This is a genomic window from Empedobacter sp. UBA7611 (assembly GCF_002484365.1).
Classification (GTDB): Bacteria; Bacteroidota; Bacteroidia; order Flavobacteriales; family Weeksellaceae; genus Empedobacter; species Empedobacter falsenii_B.
This window is the reverse complement of record NZ_DLJR01000031.1, coordinates 1-18070: the sequence shown is the minus strand read 5'-3', so window position 1 is coordinate 18070 and position 18070 is coordinate 1. Positions and strand designations below refer to the sequence as shown.

Below are 18070 nucleotides of genomic sequence, written 5' to 3'. Positions count from 1 at the left end.
AAATTATTGAATTATAAATTCTTCGATGAACATAAAAATTGCCATTAAAATAATAAAGATAGCAAATGTTCGCTTTAGAAATTGTACTGGTAAAAATTTGTTGATGTAGGTTCCGATAAGAATTCCAACCATAGAAATTCCAATGAAAACACTCAAGAAACTCCAATCAATTTTGATGTGTAAAGCATCACCAATAAAAAATCCGATAAGTGAATTGATGGCAATAATTACCAATGAAGTTGCCGAAGCTCTTTTCATATCTAATTTTGCAACCATCATCAATGCTGGAACAATCAAAAAACCACCACCAGCACCAACCATTCCTGTTAATCCTCCGATTAAAAATCCTTGAATAAATAAAACAGGATTTAACTTATTATTTTTCTGATCAACTTCTACATCTTTCTTACCTTTTAACATAGAAATAGCGGCGAAAACCATCAGAATAGCGAATAAACCAAACATTGCCATTCGGCGTGTGACGATAAAATCGCCTATAGCAAATAAATTAGTTGGTAAGGCAGGAATTAAAAATGCGCGAACCAATGTAATTCCAACAACAGCTGGTAAACCAAATTGAAAAACAACTTTCCAATCAACCATTTTTTGCGAAGCTTGCTTTATTCCTCCAATCAATCCTGTCGATCCAACAATGCATAATGAATAAGCAGTAGCAATTTTTTCGTCGAAATGAAAAATATACGCTAAAATAGGAACGGCTAAAATAGATCCACCACCACCAAGAACTCCCATAATTAGACCGATGAAGAAGGCGCCTACAAAACCAAAAAACTCTATAAAATCCATTTTTTTTCTCTCGATTTATACAAATCTATAGCAAATACAACAACAATTACTATAGGTATATTATGAAATATTGTTGTAAATTAATACAAATGCCTACTAAATCAATAGACGTATATTATTTTACTTTTTTTAATTATTATGCAAATTTGGTGTAACATTTTCAAAAAAACTGCTACTAATGTTACATAAGCATAATAGATAAAAACTTAAAAAATACTAAATGAAGAAAATTTTTATGTCTATCTTATTTGCAGGATCAGCATTATTTGGTCAGCAAATAAAATTTGATGAGTATACTCTAGCAAACGGATTGCATGTTATCCTTCATCAAGATAATTCTGCTCCAGTTATTACAACAGGTGTTATGTATCACGTAGGTTCGAAAGATGAGCAAGTTGGTAAAACAGGTTTTGCACACTTTTTTGAGCATTTATTATTTGAAGGAACAGAGAATATTAAGAGAGGTGAATGGTTCAAAATTGTTTCTTCTCATGGAGGTTCTAACAATGCGAATACAACAACGGACAGAACATATTATTACGAAACTTTTCCATCAAATAATTTAGAATTAGGATTATGGATGGAATCTGATCGTTTGCGTCAACCAATCATCAATCAAATTGGCGTCGATACACAAAAAGAAGTTGTAAAAGAAGAAAAACGTTCTCGTTTAGACAATCAACCTTATGGTAAATTTTCGTACGGAGAAGCGGTTAATCCTCATGTTTTCAAAAAACATCCTTACCGTTGGAGTGTAATTGGTTCTTTTGAGGATTTGAGTAATGCAAAATTAGACGATTTCAAACACTTTAGTCAAACTTTTTATGTGCCAAATAATGCTGTATTAGTTGTTGCGGGTGATTTTAATAAAGACGAAGCAAAGAAATTAATTGAGAAATATTTTGGTGTAATTCCAAGAGGAAAAGATGTTGTGAAAACTGTTGTGAAGGAAGATCCAATTACATCAGAAATTCGTGCAACAGAATATGATGCAAATATTCAGATTCCTTTATTGGCGATTAATTATCGTACGCCAGATAACAAATCAAAAGATGCTTATGCATTAGAAATGTTATCAAGCTATTTAACAGGTGGAAAATCATCAGTTTTATATAAAAAATATGTTGACGAGAAAAAAGAAGCATTACAAATATTTGCTTTCAATCGTCAAATGGAAGATTACGGAATTTATTCAATCGGAATTTTACCTCAAGGAGAAGTTTCTTTGGATAAATTAGAAGGAGATTTACAACAAGATATAGAAAAAGTTCAAACAAATTTGATTTCTGAAGAAGATTACCAAAAAATCTTAAATGGAATTGAAAATAGTTTTGTGGCTTCAAAATCGGGTGTTCAAAACATTGCACATGCTTTAGCGGATGCTTATATGTTGGGCGGAGATACAAATAAAATCAACGAAGAATTGAAGGTTTATCAATCTGTAACAAGAGAAGATATTCGCAATGTTGCTAAAAAGTATCTAAACAAAAACCAACGTGTAATTATTCATTATTTACCAGAATCTAAAAAAGCTGCAAAATAAAAAACAACCGAATTATGAAAACAAAAATATTATCTCTTGCAATCGCTTTTATGGCAGTTAGCTTAAATGCGCAAGTGGCGATTCCAATGCCAAAACCAGGTCCAGCACCGACGGTTAATTTAGGAAAATCGAACGAATTCAAATTAAAAAATGGTTTAACAGTTATCGTTGTTGAAAATCATAAATTACCACGAGTTTCTGCTACATTAACAATCGATAATCCTCCATTTGCATTAGGTGCAAAAAAAGGAGCAGAGTCTTTGTTGGGCGAAATGTTGGGAACAGGAACAAAAACAAAATCTAAAGATGATTTCAATAAACGTATTGAGTTTTTAGGAGCTCGCGTTAATTTTTGGGAAGAAGGAGCTTCTGCAAGTTCTTTAACTAAGTATTTCAACGAGATTTTTGGTTATATGGCAGATGGAGCTATGAATCCAAACTTTACTGAAAGTGAATTTGCTGATGTTAAAAAACGTTACATCGAAGGTTTAAAGTCGAATGAAAAATCTGTAGAAGCAGCAGCATCTCGCGTTTCGAATATATTAGTTTATGGAAAAAATAATCCTTTCTCAGAATTTGATACACCAGCCCAAATTGAGAAAATTACATTGCAAGATGTGAAGGATTACTACAATACCTACTACAAACCAAACAATGCTTATTTGATTGTTGTTGGAGATATTTCGACAAAAGATGTAAAAGCATTGGCGGAGAAAAACTTTGATTCTTGGCAAACAGGAAAATTAAATATTCCAGCATTTCCAAAAGTAGAAGAAGTTACAAAAACGGAATTAAATGCGATTAATATGCCTAACGCAGTGCAATCTGTGGTCTCAGTTTCGTATCCAGTTCAGTTGACAAAGAAAGATCCAGATTATTATGCAGCGTTAATTGCGTCGTCTATTTTGGGAGGCGATTTTAATTCGAAATTGAATATGAATCTTCGTGAAGCGCATGGTTGGACATATGGTGCACGTGGTGGAGTTTCTGATTCTCGTTACATTGGACGTTTCAATACTAATGCAACTGTTCGTAACGAAGTGACGGATTCTGCTATCGTTGAGACGATGAAAGAAATTAAAGGAATGACGTTAAACAAAATTGATCAACAAACGTTGAATGATGTAAAAGCAAAATTCTTAGGAAACTTTATCTTGACTTTAGAAAGTCCTTCTACGGTTGCTAACCAAGCTTTAATGAAAAAGACAAATCAATTATCAGATAGTTTTTATGCAGATTACATCAAAAATATTAATGCTGTAACAATTGATGATGTATTACGCGTTTCGAAAAAATATTTCCGTCCAGATCAAGCAAAAATCAATGTAACAGGGAAATTAGAGCAAATTGCTCCAGCTTTAGAAAAGCTAGGTTACCCAGTTAATTACTACGATTCTTTCGGAAATAAAATAGATAAACCAACTTCTGGTGCAAAAACTACAACTGTTTCAGTTGCTCAAATTACAGATAATTATTTAAAAGCAATTGGTGGTGCGGATAAAGTAAAAGCTGTAAAATCTATTGTTCAGAAAGGAAAAATAGAGACAATGGGACAGAGTGGAGATTATATTGTAAAAGCAACTTCAAATAAAATTGCAACTTCATTTACGATTATGGGAATGACTATTAAACAAGTTTTTGATGGTCAAAAAGGTTATATGTCTCAAGCAGGTCAAAAAATGGATTTACCAGCAGATATGACAGCTCCTTTGTTTAAGACAAATTCATTATTTACACCTTTGTCAGAAGGTTATAAAACAGCTAAAGTAGAAGGAATCGTTTCTGAAAATGGAGTTGAGTATTATAAAGTTGTTGCTGCTGATATTGACCGTACAGATTATTATGATGTAAAAACTGGTTTGTTAATGAAATCTGAGCAAAAAATGAAATCTCCACAAGGAGATATGATTGCAACGACAATTAACAAAGGATATAAAACGTTTGATGGAATATTAATGCCTTCTGAAATGATAACGGAAACAGGTCAGCAAACGATCAAAATTGTTATTGATACAACAGAAATTAATAAAAACGTTTCTGACGCAGATTTTAAATAAACAATTCTTTTAAATATTTTTCAAATTAAAAAGGTAATCCGAGTTTTTGGATTGCCTTTTTTAGTTTTATAAAATATAAGCTTCTTCTAAGAATCTATTTAATATAGATTTCTCTAACGTCTAGGTTTTAAAAATTATATTTAATGATTATTAAAACCAAAATAAAAAAAGCTCACCTTTCGATGAGCTTTTAACATTTATAATATTCAAAGAAATTAATCTTTTGATTTTACATGGTAAACTTTGTTTTGTAAATACCAAGCCGCTAATGTTAAGGCTAACATTGCTACTGCTGTTGCAGGAACCCAGAATGGGATTGGAATTGGATCTCCGGCTGCGTAAGAGTGTAATCCAGATAAGTAATAGTTAACGCCAAAATACGTCATAATTACTGTCCAAACTGCCCACATTGCAGCAACGTTGAATGCAAATTTTCCTCTTAAACCTGGAACTAAACGCATGTGTAAAACAACTGCATAAACAATTACTGAAACGAATGCCCAAGTTTCTTTTGGATCCCAAGACCAGTAACGTCCCCAAGATTCGTTTGCCCACATACCGCCTAAGAATGTACCGACAGTAAGCAAATAAATACCGATTGTTAACGACATTTCTGAAACGTAAGTCATTTCTTTTAGAGAAATTTCAATCTTTTTATTTGGTTTAATCATCATGATAATTAATGAGAAAACCCCTAAAATAGCACTTAATCCAAAGAAACCATAAGATGAAACGATAATCGCAACGTGTACAATTAACCAATATGATTTTAGAACTGGTACTAATGGTGTAATTTGTGGATCTAACATAGAACCTCCATGCGCAAATCCCATCATAATTACAGCAACCATAGCTCCTGTTGTAGGAATAAATGCGTTTCGGTTTTTGTATAATAACAATCCAGCTAAAACACTAATCCATGAAATAAATACAATGGCTTCGTAACCGTTAGACCAAGGTGCGTGTCCCGTTAAATACCAACGAACACCAAGTCCTGCGGCTTGTATGATAAAGACAATAAATATTAATCCCAAACAAACATTGATAATTCGATGCAGTGCTTTGCTTTCTGAAAATAACTGAATGAATGATAAAATCATTAAAACTCCACCAACCATACAATAAGCAATCATCACCCAAAAGAAAACGTTGTATTTGTTGTATAAAACCTCAATCTCAACTTTTGTTGGAGAAGGCACAACATTTTTACCCCATTTTTGTTGGTATTTATCGATATAATCTACCGCATTATCTGCAGGCGTCCAATTACCATTTTCTAATCCTTTCGAAACCATGTTAAAATAAACACTAATCATTCCAAGTGCCATTGTATCGATTTCTACAGGATTTTCTTGTGTTTGATAAATCCAAGAAGTCCAACGCTCTGAAGGATCATTCTGAACTGGAATTATTTTTAATTGATATCCTTTTGCAGTTTGATCTAAAATATTGAAACGCTCTGTAACCTTAATTACTTCCTCATCAAATTTAGAACGCTCTGAAGGTTTTCTTGAGAATGCCTCGTTATAGGCTTTATCTAATTTAAAACGAGTCGTTTTTGGATCGATCAAATTCATTAAAGATGTGTAACCATCTTCGTTTGCGCTTGTAATTTTCTTTAAACGATCTCCTCCTTTATCTCCAACTTCAATCATCGGAGCATTTACCCAATAAGCAGGATCTAATTGCAAAGAAATAAACCATTTATTGGCAGATAATCCGTGGAATTTATCTTTTTTGTAAACTTTTCTAAGGATTTCTAAAGCTTGCGTATTAACAGGTTTTATACGTCCTTCGATATCTTGTGTAAGTAAATGACCAAATTTATCAGCGTGTTCGTCCGGAATTTTTACATTCTTAGCTAATTCATCTCCATCAGCCATTTTTGTAGAAAAACTACCAATATGTTCTGATGAATGAACATTTCCTTTTTCCGAATCAGTCTGAATTTTTTGATGTCCATTTTTTCCTCCATCAGTAGTACTTGGATTTTGAGCAAATGCTAATCCAGAAAGTAAAAATAATGGAAGTAAAATATTTACTTTTTTGGTATGTAAACTTTTTAATAAAGAGTTTAATTGTGTAAAACGAGTTCCTTTCCAGAATAATGAAACAAACATTCCTCCAAATAATAAGAAGTATCCTAAATAGGTAATGTTAGTTCCCCACCAGTCTTGGTTAACTTGTAAAATAGTTCCGTCTTCTGTTGGGAAATAACTCGATTGGAAGAAACGGTAACCTTTATAATCCATTACATTGTTCATATAAATGTGATGTTTTGTTTCTTTTCCCTCGTCGATAACTGTAATGTTAGATTCGAAAGAAGAAGGGTTTGTAGAACCAGGATAACGGTCTAAAATAAAGTCATCTAAACGAATGCTAAATGGAACTTTTACTAATTTAGAACCGTAACCTAACGAAATATTCATTCCGTCAATTTGTACGTCAGCAGAATAATTTGTGACACCTTTTCCTCCAACAATCGTCACTGTATCGCGTTTATCACCAACAATAACTTCAGCTCTAATTGCACCAGGAAGATTTTTTTCTTCTGCTTTAAATTTAGAACCTTGTCGATATAAAACTTCACCTTTGAAAGCCGGATTTGGAACTACAAATTGCGCTCCGTTGATTGTATACAACGAACGTAATTTTAATGGAGCAGGAACATTAAACTCAACTTTTCCAGCACCTTCTTGCAATTTCTGCATGTCTGTAATTTGTCCAACTTGTTGTCCAGCCATTTGTACATATTCTCCTTCGAAAGGTGATTTGATAACCAAATTTTCTCCTTCTCCAGTAATTTGTACCGCACCATCTTGCGGTCTATTGTACGAAACTAAAGTTCCATTAACACTTTTGATTTCACCATTTCTGATGAAAACAGAATTACGTCCAGTTTGTCCAACTGTCACAATTTCTAAAACATTAATTCCTTCTTTTTTTCTTACAACTGTATCTAAAGCGTGAGGTACGTAATCAAAAGTTTTTAATTTAATGACTTTATCTTTGAACTGATATTCACCTTCAAAGTGTCTACGGAACAGAGAACTTGTACTATCTTTTCTGTCAAAATACGTCATGTTGTATTGATGATTGTCGTACGCTAAACGTTGTGTACCATCATCAACCATCATTTTGAAATAAGATTTGTACGATGTAATTTCGTTACTTGTTCCTCCTTCTGGAATAGGCATTTCACCCTCGAAACTGATGTAACGAGTAATTCCTCCTCCAATAAAAATAAACAAAAATGCTAAGTGGAAAACCAATAAAGGCAATTTTTCCTTTGACCATAATCGGTATCGTTTGATATTCATTAAGAACAAAACGATCAACCAAATCATTAATACCTCAAACCACTTTGCCTCGTAAATAACAGCTTTTGCAGTAGCCGTATCGTAGTCATTTTCAATGAAAGTGGCATAACCCATGGCGATTGCGTAGATGAATAGCAAGACCGTCATGGTTCTGGTAGAAAATAGATATTTTTCTAATTTACTCATTACTTATAATTGATTTACAAAAATAGGTGAGTTTATCAGATAAAGCATTAAAACTTAAATGATTTTTATTAGAATCAATGAGTTAATAGAATGTTAAATATGTTGTATCGAAATTGATTTTAAATATTTGAAAAACACACTGTTAATCAGGGATTTTTATAAAAAAGTATTTTCTTCAAAAATAATTTGTTAAGAAAATATTTAGAAATATCAAAAACATATCTTAAAAGGAACAACTTTTGTTAAAGCACAATAACCAATTATAATGATATGAAAAAATTAACTCAAATTTTATGTGCTGGAGCTTTCATTTTTGCTTTAGCAAGTTGTCATAACAGCAAGGCTGTTGCATACCAAAAAGATAATGGTACAGGCGGTTATACCGAAGAAAAGGTGAACAATGATACGTATATTGTTAGTTTTGATGGAAACGAATACAATAAAAAAGACAAAACGTTTGACTATGCTTTGTTGAGAGCAGCAGAAATTGGTCAGCGTAATAATTTTGATTATTTTGCAATTTTAAGTACGGTGAACGATAAAGTCTTGGAAAAAAGTAACAGCTACACAAAATTAGATAATAATGATACGTGGCTGAAAGTACAATATTTCAAAAACAGTAAACCAATAAAATTTCAAACGGTTTATGAACCAGCTGTTGTAATAAAAGATTTGCATAAAAAATATAAAATTAAATAAGGATACAAACCACTCATTTGAGTGGTTTTTTGTTTCGGAATAAATTAACATTTTCGATGACACAATGTGGCGTTTTAACTTCTCAACTTTGCACTATGTTCGCATTGATAGATTGTAATAATTTTTACGCCAGTTGCCACCGTGTTTTTCAACCGAAGCTTCTTCATCAGCCAATTGTAGTGTTGTCTAATAATGATGGTTGTGTAATTTCGCGTTCTGCCGAAGCGAAGTTAGCTGGAATTCCAATGGGTGCGCCTGCGCATCAATTTCAACGTATTTTTGAACAGAAAAAAATCAAAGTTTTTTCGTCAAATTATCAATTATATGCGGATATGAGCAATCGTGTAATGTCGATTTTATCGTTGTATTCGCCTGATCAGGAAATTTATTCGATAGACGAATGTTTCTTAAAATTGAATGGATTTGATCGTTTTGATTTGAAAAATTACGGATTAGAAATCAAATCTAAAATATATCAATTTACAAAATTGCCAGTTTGTGTAGGAATTGCTCCAACAAAATCCTTGGCGAAATTAGCGAATCATATTGCGAAAAAATTTCCAGAAGTTCATCAAGGGGTTTATATTATTCAGACTCAAGAACAAATCCATAAAGCGTTAAAATGGTTAAATATTGAAGATGTTTGGGGAATTGGTCGACGAATGTCGCGACGTTTGAGAATGATTGGTGTCAACAAAGCGTTGGATTTTGTACAATTAAAAGATGATTTTCTTCGGAAAGAATTTTCGATAGTAGGTTTGCGTTTGAAAAAAGATTTGTTAGGTGAAGCGGTGTTAGATTTAGAAGCGATTTCGGCAAAGAAAAGTATTGCAACGACGCGTAGTTTTGAAGAATATACCAACGATTTTGAATATGTAAAAGAGCGTGTTGCTACTTTTGCGGTTTCGTGTGCAGAGAAACTTCGGAAACAGAATTCTTCTTGCAATTTGGTTACAGTTTTTATTCAGACCAATAATTTTGATAGAAATAAACCACAATATTACCGTACAATTTCGGTCCATTTACCTTACGAATCGAATTCAAGTATAACGTTGTCCAAATTTGCAATTAAAGCGTTTGAGCAAATTTATAAAGATGGTTATGAGTACAAAAAGGCTGGAGTAGTGGTGTCTGGAATTGTTTCGTCAGATCAAAAACAATTATCGCTTTTTGAAGAAGAAAATCCAAATCACCCAGATTTGATGAAAGTCATCGATTTGTTGAACAAAAAATTTGGTGCGGCAAAAATAAAATTAGCTTCGCAAGATTTGAATAAAACGTGGAAAATGCGTCAAAATAATTTATCACCTTGTTATACAACCAAGTGGAAAGATTTGTTGGTGGTGTATTAAACGATAGAAAAAATGAATGGAGAGATAAAAATGTTAGACAAAGAACTCAACCTTTTTGTTATAAATACAGATGGTGAGAAAAAATATATTCCGAATTTTGGTCATGTAAATGCTGGATTTCCTTCACCTGCAGAAGATTTTGTGGACGATAGAATAAGTTTGGACGAACGTTATTTAACGCATCCCGAATCTACTTTTTTGATTGTCGTTGGTGGAGATTCGATGTATCCTGTTTATCAAAAAAATGATATTTTGGTGATTCGGACAGATCTTATTCCGTTGCATCACGATGATATTATTGTTTCTGTTAATAATGAAGATTATACGTTGAAACGCTTTGATAAAATAAACAATAAACTGATTGCGATAAATCTAAATTACAAAGATTGTGTTCAAATACACGAAAATGATGAGGTGGTTATTTTAGGAGTTGTTGGTGTTTTGGTACGAGAAATAACGAATAGAATTTAAATCTTTGTTGTAACTTTTTTATAAAACATGCATCTTAATAGTAAAGATATGATGTTATGAGAAAATTTATTTTATTGTGTTTTGCAGTGATGTTGGTGCAATCTTGCGTGACAATTTCAACTGTTTCGAATGTGTCAACGAATGCGTCAAGATATTTGAGTATTGATGGAATTTATAAAACAGAAGGAACAACATATTCAGCAACAAAAGTGATTAGACGAAATAATAATCAAATCGTTTTGGACTTTACACAAATGCAAGGAGAAGTTTATTATTTCTTGAAAACAAATCAAGATATAGAACTTGAATTAGATTATGAAGTGAAACAAAAAAATGGTTTAATGGATTTTTCGATTGTAGATTATACAGGAAAAGAATTAACTCAAATAGGTAGTGCTTCGAAAGGAAAAATGAATAAAAAAGAATCTATTCATTTAGAATCTTATAAAAGTTATAGAATCAATTTTAAAGGAGATGATTTTAAAGGAAAAGTATCTGTTCAGTTAAATAATAAATAAATAAGGTCGAGTTTTACTCGACCTTATTTATTTTATTGAAATGCTCCAATTGTAGGAGTTGTTCCTCGAGGTTGTCCGTTATAATCTAACGGATATTGTTGCGCAAAAGATATTTTTCCTTTTCCTTTTGCAGGTGATTCGTTTTTCACCGCTAATTTATTTGCAAAATACGCTGTATTTTCAAACATTGGATCTAATGTAATACTTGCCAAGAAATTTGGCGCAGTTGTCACATTTAATACTGAAGTATCCGCATTGTGAATAACATTGGTGTCAAATAAATAATTGAAAGCCGCACCATCTTTTTTATCCAATAAAATAGCATTTGGCGTGCGTTCATTATATATAATACAATTTCCGAACGTTGCTTTTGTCAAAGCCGAAACATTTTTATCATTGTTTTCGTTACTCAAGAAAAGCGAATAAGCTGGACCAGCACTTGTCGCAAAATTGTAATAATTGGCAAAAGTAGAATGATAAAATTCGTACGAACCACCATATTCTATTGCTAAAGTTGCCAAATTACTATTATTCATCACCAAGTTGTAACCTGTAATTGTAGCGTTTGTTGCTAAAATTCCATACGATTGATTATTAACAATTTTAGCATTACTAATATCTAATTTCGAATTATTTACGTGTAAACCAGTATCTGCACCAATAATTTTTGCATAATTGATTTTTGATGTACTATTTGGAGCTAGTTCGATTTTGTTCCATTGATCAGGAATCGAATCGTATTTATTATCATGACGAGCTGAACGAAATTTCACTTCTTCATTCAAAGCTCCATTTACAGTAAGTTTTGCATTGTTTCCAACTGTTAAACTTGCTCCTTTTTTGAAATAAACTTTTGCACCTTTATCAATTGTTAAATCACTTGTAATAGTTAAATTTCCGTCAATTACTTGGGCTTCGTCCATATTCCAATTTGCAGAAGAAATTGTAGCATCTTTTGTATGAATTTTAGCTTTTTCTATCCAAGAAAGTAACTTGATTTTTTTAGAAGAATTGGTTGTTTTAAAGTTAATTTCGTCATCGTAAAGCGGATTAAGAGGCGCTTCTTGAGCATTTACTTCAACAAAAATAAATAAACTATCCTTTTTGCGAATCGGCACATTTTCGAAACTTGTTCCTGCTTTTCCGTCTACATTTATATTGAAAAATGAATTATTTCCACGTGTCAAATATATTTTTGGAATCACGCGATCATCATTCTCAGGATTATAAATTTTAAGCAGATAGGTTTCAGATTTAGAGAAATTATATACGGTATCTACGGAAACGGTATCTTTGCTAAAGCGCAATTCAGAACTAATTGGATCATAGTCAAAATCATCGCGACAAGATTGAAAACCAATCAAAGAAGCAATACCAAGTCCGGCGATTAATGTTTTTACGTTCATAAAATTATGATTCATTATATAAGTTTAAACAGCAAATAATAGGTTTTATTGTAGATGGACAAAGATAAAAAATAGATTTTTATGAATAGATTCACCAAAAATATTTGTACGAATTACTAAAATGTTTATATTTGCACCACGAAAAATGTGTACAAGAAGTGCAGGTTTAATTTTAAGAAGCCCATTACACTCGAAATTAAATTTGCTTAATGTATTGTTTTAAATGTTTTTTCAATAAAATTGATTGTAACATTCTGTAAATAATATTATCTTTGCACTCCAATAAAGTTAACAAAGAAGATTAAAAAAATGAAAAAAGATATCCACCCAACAAATTACCGTTTGGTAGCATTCAAAGATATGTCTAACGAAGATGTGTTCATCACAAAATCTTGTGCTGATACTAAAGATACATTAGTTGTTGACGGAGTAGAGTACCCATTAATCAAAATGGAGATTTCTTCTACATCTCACCCATTTTACACAGGTAAAACTAAATTGGTTGATACTGCAGGACGTATCGACAAATTCAGAAGCAAATACGCTAAAAAAGGATAAGAATAGGCAACTATTTGCAATCTTTAAAATATATCAAAAACCTACAAGAATTTCTTGTAGGTTTTTTTTAGTTTAATCAGGTTTTAATTATAAATTTGTAACGTTATATTAACACAAAAAATAGTTAACTCACATGTCTTTATTCGACAATACACAGTTTGCTTTCGAATCGAAATCAGATAAAGATTTAAAGAAAGCGTATTACTTATACAAGTTAATCGGAAGCCCCGCATTGACAAGTTTTGGAACTAAGTTTTTTAATTTACCATTTGCGGTAGATATCCCATTCGTAAAACCTGTAATTCGTGAAACAATCTACAAACAATTTGTAGGAGGAGAAACGGCAGAACAAGGTGTGGTTGTCGCAAATGAATTATTTAAATATCACGTAAGTTCTATTTTAGATTATTCTATCGAAGGATTAACAGAAGAAAAACAATTTGACGAAGTTCGTGACGTTATGTTACACTTGGTTGATTTAGCAAAATCTAATCAATCAATTCCATTTGTAGTATTTAAACCAACTGCATTTGGTCGAATCGAATTATTTGAAAAAGTAGGGAAGAAACAAACGTTAACTGCAGAAGAAGAAAAATCTTGGGCTAATATTCGTCAACGTTTCGAGGCAGTATGTCAAAAAGGATATGATTTGGATGTTAATATCATGGTAGATGCAGAAGAAACTTGGATGCAAGGTTCTGCAGATGATTTGACTGACGAAATGATGGTGAAATATAACACAAAACGTGCATTAGTTTGGAATACGTTGCAAATGTATCGTCATGATCGTTTGGCTTATTTGAAAGAAATGCATGCAAAAGCAGAGCGCGAAGGATATTTCTTAGGATTCAAAATTGTGCGTGGAGCATATATGGAGAAAGAGCGTGCACGTGCGCAAGCCGAAGGTTATCCATCTCCAATTCAACCAAACAAAGAAGCTTCGGATAGAGATTATAATCTAGCGTTAGAATTTATTGCTTCTCATCACGAGCGTTTTGGTTTATTCGCAGGTTCGCACAACGAAGAAAGTTGCGAATTGTTAATCAAATTGATGAACGAAAACGGAATTGAGAAAAATAATCCAAATTTCTGGTTTGGACAATTATTTGGAATGAGTGATAATATTTCATTCAACTTGGCGCATTTAGGATACAATATTGCAAAATATTTACCTTACGGGCCAATCAAAGAAGTAATGCCTTACTTGGTTCGTCGAGCACAAGAAAACACTTCTGTTGCAGGACAAACAGGACGCGAATTGATGCTGATTGAAAAAGAATTAGAGCGTCGTAAAAAATCGAAATAATCGTATTTTATATAAAGCAAAAATCCACTCAATTTGAGTGGATTTTTTGATTAATTATTATTTTTCTTGATTCTAATCTTGCCTTTATGTTCATGATACATCATACAAGTTGCTTTATTTTCTAACTCTTTGCATGTTTTTTCAAAATCATAAATAACACTCACGGTTTCACCTTCTTTTTTGTCTGAAAATATTTCATTGTTACAAACCAAATAATCCTCTTTGTCATCAACACGAATGTAAGTTCCTGTACAATCTCTCACAATCGTTCCAGTAAATAATCGATCGTGTTTAATACTTGTACTGCAAGAAGATAGGGCTAAGGTAAGGAGAGTAGTTAATGAGAAAAGTAGTTTCATATTTTGATAAATTAATAATCATAAATATAAAGTTTTTTATAGTGTAAATAAATAGAGTTTAACTATATTTTAAAAACTTTTTTTATTAAAATTTAGAATAACCAACATCATCGAATCTTGTAAGGAAGTCACTTGATGAATAACTTTTGGAGGAAGAATATATTCGTCAAATTCTTTTAAATTGACAATCTCAATTTTTGAATCAATTTCTATTTCACCTTTCAGCATTAAAATTTTTGCATTTACAGGTAATTGATGATCGATTAATTTCAAACTTTTTTTTAGTCCAAAAGCAACAACACGCGTATCATCATTTCTGAAAATGATTTTTATAATTGGTTTTTCCGATTCCGAAATCTGATCTAAAATGGCATGTAACATAATGATAGTTTTTGAATTCTCTTAAAATTAGTATTAATTCTTCAAACTATCTGAAAATGAAATATTAATAATTTGTGAAATTTTAAGCAATTGTAATCTTCATTCTTAACACAAAAAAATGTTTAACTTGCGTTTTTAATCATATAAAATGACAACGAATTATTTTGCCGAAATTATTTTACCACTTTCATTAAATGGAACATTTACATACCATCTTTCTGAAATTGATTTACAGCAAATTAAAGTTGGTCAGCGTGTTTCCGTGCCTTTCGGAACGCAAAAATTATATACAGGAATTGTACATTCTATTCATCAAAATGCGCCAGAATTATACAAAACAAAGGCGATTCATGCTTTTTTGGATGATGAACCTTTGGTGACGCAAACGCAAATTAATTTTTGGGAATGGATGGCGAATTATTATATGTGTTCACTGGGCGATGTTTTTCGAAATGCTTTTCCTTCTGCATTAAAATTAGAATCTCAAACTTTTGTTCGATTAATTAATCCAAATTATGAAACAATTGAAGAGCTAAATGATTATGAATTCTTAGTTTTTGAAGCGTTGAAATTGCGTGAAATCATTTCAGTTGAAGAAGCAGCTTTAATTGTAGACGAGAAATCAGCAATTCCAACACTTAAATTATTAATTGATAAAGGAATTATTCGGTTAGATGAAAAACTGAACGAAAAATATACGCCAAAAATTGATAATTATGTCCGATTACATCCAGATTTAAAAGGAAATGAAACTGCCTTTATCGAGATTTTAAATCAATTAAATAAAGCACCAAAACAGCGCGAAACCTTGTTGCAATTGATTACGTTAGAAACGCAATCACAAGAAAAACCGCTAAAAGTTGCAGATTTTATAAAACAAGGTGCGACAAATGCTGTACTTAAATCTTTAGCAGAAAAAGGAGCAGTTGAAATTTATCAACATCAAACTTCTCGTGTAGATGAAGATGAGAAAGAAGTTGCTGAAATTGCTGAATTGACCTTGAAACAAACTGAAGCTTTGAATCTAATTAAAGAAGATTTTAAAGATAAATCGACTGTTTTGTTACATGGCGTAACGTCAAGCGGAAAGACAGAAATTTATCTAAAATTGATGGAGCAAGTAATTGCGAAAGGAAATAAAGTGTTGTACTTATTACCAGAAATTTCTGTGACAACGCAAATTGTTCATCGAATCAAAAAACATTTTGGAGAAAGAGTAGGAGTTTATCATTCGAAATTCAATCAAAATGAACGTGTAGAATTGTGGCAGAAAACCTTGAATGGCGATTTTGATATTATCATTGGTCCACGAACAGCGTTGTATTTGCCTTTTGATAATTTGGGAATGATTATCGTGGATGAAGAGCACGAATCTTCTTATAAACAAATGGATGTAAAACCATTTTTTCATGCGCGCGATATGGCGATGTTGCTTGGAGGAATGATGAATGCGAAGGTTTTGTTAGGTTCAGCGACACCTTCGGCTGAAAGTTATTATAATGCGAAAAATAAAAAATATGGTTATGTCGAATTAACTGAACGTTTTGGGAGTATAAAATTACCCGAAATTAATTTGATTGACCTCAAAAAAGCGCAAAAGGAAAAAGAAATTACAGAAGATATTTCGCATACACTTCGTGATGAAATTTTCAATCAATTGCATCAAAAAAAGCAAGTCATTTTATTTCAGAATCGTCGTGGATATGCGCCAATTATGGAATGTAATACGTGCGGTCATACGCCCGAATGTCCAAATTGCGATGTCAGTTTAACATATCATAAATTCTCTAATCAACTAAAATGTCATTATTGTGGTTATGCACAAGCAAAACCTTTGCGTTGCCCGAGTTGTGGTTCGCACGAATTGAATACAAAAGGTTTGGGAACGGAGCAGATAGAACAGCAAGTTCAAACAATTTTTCCTGAAGCAAAAGTTCGAAGAATGGATGTCGATTCGATGCGAGGGAAATTTGCGTACGAAAAATTGATCGAAGATTTTGAGAACAAAGAAATTGATATTTTAATTGGAACGCAAATGATTACAAAAGGTTTTGATTTTGGAAATGTTAATTTTGTTGGTGTTATTCGAGCAGATTCTTTGTTAAATTTTCCTGATTTTAGAGCGCACGAAAAAGCGTTTCAATTGTTAACGCAAGTTTCTGGTCGTGCAGGTCGTCGTCAAGAACAAGGAAAAGTATTGATTCAATCTTTTCAGCCAGAACATCAGATTTTGCAAAATGTCACAACCTACAGTTATGCACCAACGATGAAAGATATTTTGTATGAGCGAAAAGAATTCTTGTATCCTCCTTATTCACGGTTAATCAAGTTGCGTTTCAAGCATAAAAATAAAGAGCGTTTGGATAAAACGGCGGCTCAATTAGTCGTTTTGCTTAAACCAAGTTTTGATGCAAAATGTTTACTTGGTCCAGAAACGCCTTCGATTGGAAGAATCAATAATTTGTATATTACAGATGTGATGATTAAAATTAGACCAAATCAATCACCTCAAAAAGTAAAAGATTTAATTCAAGCAAAAATAGATCAATTGCATACAATTGCAGCTTTTCGTTCGGTACGAATTGATGTTGATGTTGATCCAGTTTAAAATAAAAACCTCCCAAAAGTTAACTTTTGGGAGGTTTTCTTGTTAAGATTCTAAACTTCTTAAATATTGTTGTTGCAAAGATCGTCGTCTACCTTTCAAGAATAAGAAAAGATTTAGCATCAACATTATTCCTAAATAAATGGCGAAACTACCAATTTTTGTACTTAATTTTACAATCAAATCTTCGGTTGTTGCGATAGAAGTCATGTAAACAATTAGCATGGCAAAACCGATATTCAAAAGATAAAAACCAATTTTGAATAATGAATTTGTTGCGCTTGCAATATCTTCTTTTTGATGGAAAATATCGTACATAAATATTTTTCCATTTTTGAATAAAACGTTAGAAACTGCGATTGTCATTAATATTGCCACTGGTAAGTAAACCAAATATGCAATTAGATTGTAATTTGTCATAATTTGCTGTGTTTAAGTGTTTATTTTTTTGCTTTTTCTTGCGATATAAATAATTGATAAATTAACCCGTAGTGCATTTGTA

The 18070-nt window shown here is 32.0% G+C and carries 15 protein-coding genes; 9 read left to right on the top strand and 6 right to left on the bottom strand.

The annotated features are described in order from the left end of the window. Positions 1-3: 3 nt before the first annotated feature. On the bottom strand, positions 4-807 hold the full coding sequence (locus tag B3R94_RS04195; RefSeq protein WP_291067148.1) for a sulfite exporter TauE/SafE family protein: 804 nt from the start codon (positions 805-807) through the stop codon (positions 4-6). Positions 808-1027: 220 nt separating this feature from the next. Between B3R94_RS04195 and B3R94_RS04190 the strand changes: the two genes are divergently transcribed. Together B3R94_RS04190 and B3R94_RS04185 are read left to right on the top strand one after the other, a co-directional pair. Beyond that, positions 1028-2350, top strand: coding sequence for a M16 family metallopeptidase (locus tag B3R94_RS04190; RefSeq protein WP_291067150.1), 1323 nt, complete (start codon positions 1028-1030; stop codon positions 2348-2350). Positions 2351-2364: 14 nt separating this feature from the next. Beyond that, positions 2365-4407, top strand: a complete 2043-nt coding sequence (locus B3R94_RS04185; protein WP_291098892.1) for a M16 family metallopeptidase — start codon at positions 2365-2367, stop codon at positions 4405-4407. Positions 4408-4622: 215 nt separating this feature from the next. Here the strand turns inward: B3R94_RS04185 and ccsA are convergent, their stop codons facing one another. Beyond that, on the bottom strand, positions 4623-7913 hold the full coding sequence (ccsA, locus tag B3R94_RS04180) for a cytochrome c biogenesis protein (RefSeq protein ID WP_038335680.1): 3291 nt from the start codon (positions 7911-7913) through the stop codon (positions 4623-4625). Between the two features lie 270 nt (positions 7914-8183). Between ccsA and B3R94_RS04175 the strand changes: the two genes are divergently transcribed. The 4 genes from B3R94_RS04175 to B3R94_RS04160 all read left to right on the top strand — a co-directional run bounded on the left by B3R94_RS04175 (position 8184) and on the right by B3R94_RS04160 (position 10953). Further along, on the top strand, positions 8184-8612 hold the full coding sequence (locus B3R94_RS04175; RefSeq protein ID WP_180906237.1) for a CC0125/CC1285 family lipoprotein: 429 nt from the start codon (positions 8184-8186) through the stop codon (positions 8610-8612). A 95-nt stretch (positions 8613-8707) separates the two neighbouring features. Beyond that, the gene (locus tag B3R94_RS04170) at positions 8708-9964 is read left to right on the top strand and encodes a Y-family DNA polymerase (RefSeq protein WP_038335682.1); all 1257 of its coding nucleotides are present in this window, start codon (positions 8708-8710) and stop codon (positions 9962-9964) included. Positions 9965-9976: 12 nt separating this feature from the next. After that, positions 9977-10435: a LexA family protein gene (locus tag B3R94_RS04165; protein WP_115001214.1), complete on the top strand. Its 459-nt coding sequence runs from the start codon at positions 9977-9979 to the stop codon at positions 10433-10435. Positions 10436-10491: 56 nt separating this feature from the next. Continuing rightward, positions 10492-10953: a hypothetical protein gene (locus B3R94_RS04160; protein ID WP_147280014.1), complete on the top strand. Its 462-nt coding sequence runs from the start codon at positions 10492-10494 to the stop codon at positions 10951-10953. Positions 10954-10985: 32 nt separating this feature from the next. On the opposite strand, the gene B3R94_RS04155 is transcribed toward B3R94_RS04160, so the two are convergent. Further along, positions 10986-12374 carry a hypothetical protein gene (locus B3R94_RS04155; RefSeq protein WP_291098888.1) on the bottom strand — a complete coding sequence of 463 codons (1389 nt, stop codon included), beginning with the start codon at positions 12372-12374 and terminating at the stop codon, positions 10986-10988. 294 nt (positions 12375-12668) lie between these two features. Between B3R94_RS04155 and B3R94_RS04150 the strand changes: the two genes are divergently transcribed. Continuing rightward, entirely contained in the window at positions 12669-12917 is a 249-nt protein-coding gene (locus B3R94_RS04150) for a type B 50S ribosomal protein L31 (RefSeq protein ID WP_038335685.1), read from the top strand. Positions 12918-13050: 133 nt separating this feature from the next. Beyond that, positions 13051-14223: a proline dehydrogenase family protein gene (locus B3R94_RS04145; protein ID WP_115001213.1), complete on the top strand. Its 1173-nt coding sequence runs from the start codon at positions 13051-13053 to the stop codon at positions 14221-14223. Positions 14224-14273: 50 nt separating this feature from the next. Here the strand turns inward: B3R94_RS04145 and B3R94_RS04140 are convergent, their stop codons facing one another. Beyond that, entirely contained in the window at positions 14274-14582 is a 309-nt protein-coding gene (locus B3R94_RS04140; protein ID WP_115001211.1) for a hypothetical protein, read from the bottom strand. 69 nt (positions 14583-14651) lie between these two features. Then, complete coding sequence (locus B3R94_RS04135) at positions 14652-14963, bottom strand: hypothetical protein (protein ID WP_115001209.1); 312 nt, start codon at positions 14961-14963, stop codon at positions 14652-14654. A 148-nt stretch (positions 14964-15111) separates the two neighbouring features. Here B3R94_RS04135 and priA point away from each other — a divergent pair, with 148 nt between their 5' ends. Next, positions 15112-17571, top strand: coding sequence for a replication restart helicase PriA (gene priA / locus B3R94_RS04130; RefSeq protein ID WP_115001207.1), 2460 nt, complete (start codon positions 15112-15114; stop codon positions 17569-17571). Between the two features lie 42 nt (positions 17572-17613). Here the strand turns inward: priA and B3R94_RS04125 are convergent, their stop codons facing one another. Next, a complete protein-coding gene (locus B3R94_RS04125) occupies positions 17614-17988 on the bottom strand; it encodes a hypothetical protein (RefSeq protein ID WP_291098886.1) in 375 nt (124 codons plus the stop codon). Positions 17989-18070 lie beyond the last annotated feature (82 nt).